3 protein-coding genes are annotated in these 1225 nt (G+C 63.7%); all 3 read right to left on the reverse strand.

Going from position 1 to position 1225, the window contains the following annotated elements; translation table 11 throughout:
- Window positions 1–73: 73 nt before the first annotated feature.
- The 3 genes from DWB68_RS15735 to DWB68_RS15745 are packed head-to-tail and all read right to left on the reverse strand — an operon-like array spanning window position 74 to window position 1003.
- Window positions 74–403 carry a hypothetical protein gene (locus tag DWB68_RS15735; RefSeq protein ID WP_119426053.1) on the reverse strand — a complete coding sequence of 110 codons (330 nt, stop codon included), beginning with the start codon at window positions 401–403 and terminating at the stop codon, window positions 74–76.
- A 13-nt stretch (window positions 404–416) separates the two neighbouring features.
- Complete coding sequence (locus DWB68_RS15740; RefSeq protein WP_119426054.1) at window positions 417–713, reverse strand: HigA family addiction module antitoxin; 297 nt, start codon at window positions 711–713, stop codon at window positions 417–419.
- 8 nt (window positions 714–721) lie between these two features.
- Window positions 722–1003 carry a type II toxin-antitoxin system RelE/ParE family toxin gene (locus DWB68_RS15745; RefSeq protein ID WP_119426055.1) on the reverse strand — a complete coding sequence of 94 codons (282 nt, stop codon included), beginning with the start codon at window positions 1001–1003 and terminating at the stop codon, window positions 722–724.
- Window positions 1004–1225: the final 222 nt, after the last annotated feature.

A 1225-nucleotide genomic window follows, 5' to 3' on the forward strand; every position in this document is an offset into this window, starting at 1 on the left:
GTCAGAGATCACATCACGCGACACACATCCAAGACTCGCTCACAAGGCCCCCGAACGTGTTTAGCAACACGCCCTAGTCGGCGCGGCGGGAAATGAGGTACTCGGCTAGGGCCTCGCGCACCAGGTCTGCTTCCTTGCGGTTCTCGCGCAGGGCCAACGCGGCGAAGCCAGCCTTGAGCTCCTGCGGAACACGCGCGCGCATGATCGGTGTTTCGCCGGCCGCGACGCCTACGCGTGGGCGCCCCAGCGCGACACGCTTCATCTCCTCCACGCTCAGTGTGCCGGTCGCCTCCATGAGCAGCACCTGTGCCTCCTGTCGCGAGGCACTCCCCCGCTTCACCGTGCCCGGCTTCACGGTCATCTCGGCGGCGTCGGGACGCACGTCTCGCGATTGGTGCTTCATCGGCCTGTCGTCCTCAGGCCGTGAGGAGGCTGATGTGAGCGAGCTCTTCGGCGTGCTGATCCCGCTCGAGCTGAATGTCGTAGTCGGTCTGAAGGTTCAGCCAGAACCTTTCGCTGGTGCCCAGCGCGGCAGAGAGCCTCAGGGCCGTATCGGTACTGATGCGCCGGCGTCCGCGGATGATCTCGCTGATACGAGTCTGCGGCAGACGGGTAGCCTGCGCGAGCCTGTAAGCGCTCACGCCCAACGGCTCCAAGAACTCGCTCTTGAGGATCTCGCCAGGGGTGACCGGCTCGTGCGCCTTCTCAGTCATGGTTCCTCCTAGTGGTAGTCGACGATCTCAACATCAACGGGTCCGCCTGCGGTCCACCGGAAGCAGATGCGGAACTGAGCATTGATGCGGATGGAGTGCTGCCCGGCCCGGTCGCCGCCGAGCTTCTCCAACCTGTTCCCCGGCGGGATGCGCAGATCGTTGATGTCATCAGCGGCGTTCAGCAATCTCAACTTCACGTGTGCCATCCGCTGCAGCTCCGGACCGAAGCGCTTCACGACCTCACGGTCCCACACCTTCTCGGTAGCTCGGTCTGCGAATGACTGGATCACACACCAATAGTATCACCGCACGTAAGTATTGTTCCACGGGATTAGTCGGCGCATCGCCGCACGGTGCATATTCCGTGCCTCATTTGGCTGTGGATTATCGAGACGCACCCATGATCGGAAACTGTCGGGACGACGTGACCCTGGCCGGCGGACTGCGACCAAGGCCGTGAGACGGGGCGCGCCACCGGGGGCACTCGGAGGTTGCAACAGTGAGCGCACGCC

It is taken from the genome of Galactobacter valiniphilus (assembly GCF_003575975.1).
Lineage (GTDB): Bacteria > Actinomycetota > Actinomycetes > Actinomycetales > Micrococcaceae > Galactobacter > Galactobacter valiniphilus.

Coding starts and splice junctions, on each gene's coding strand:
- DWB68_RS15735 (WP_119426053.1), bottom strand. CDS start 403: ATGAAGCACCAATCGCGAGACGTGCGTCCCGACGCCGCCGAGATGACC.
- DWB68_RS15740 (WP_119426054.1), bottom strand. CDS start 713: ATGACTGAGAAGGCGCACGAGCCGGTCACCCCTGGCGAGATCCTCAAG.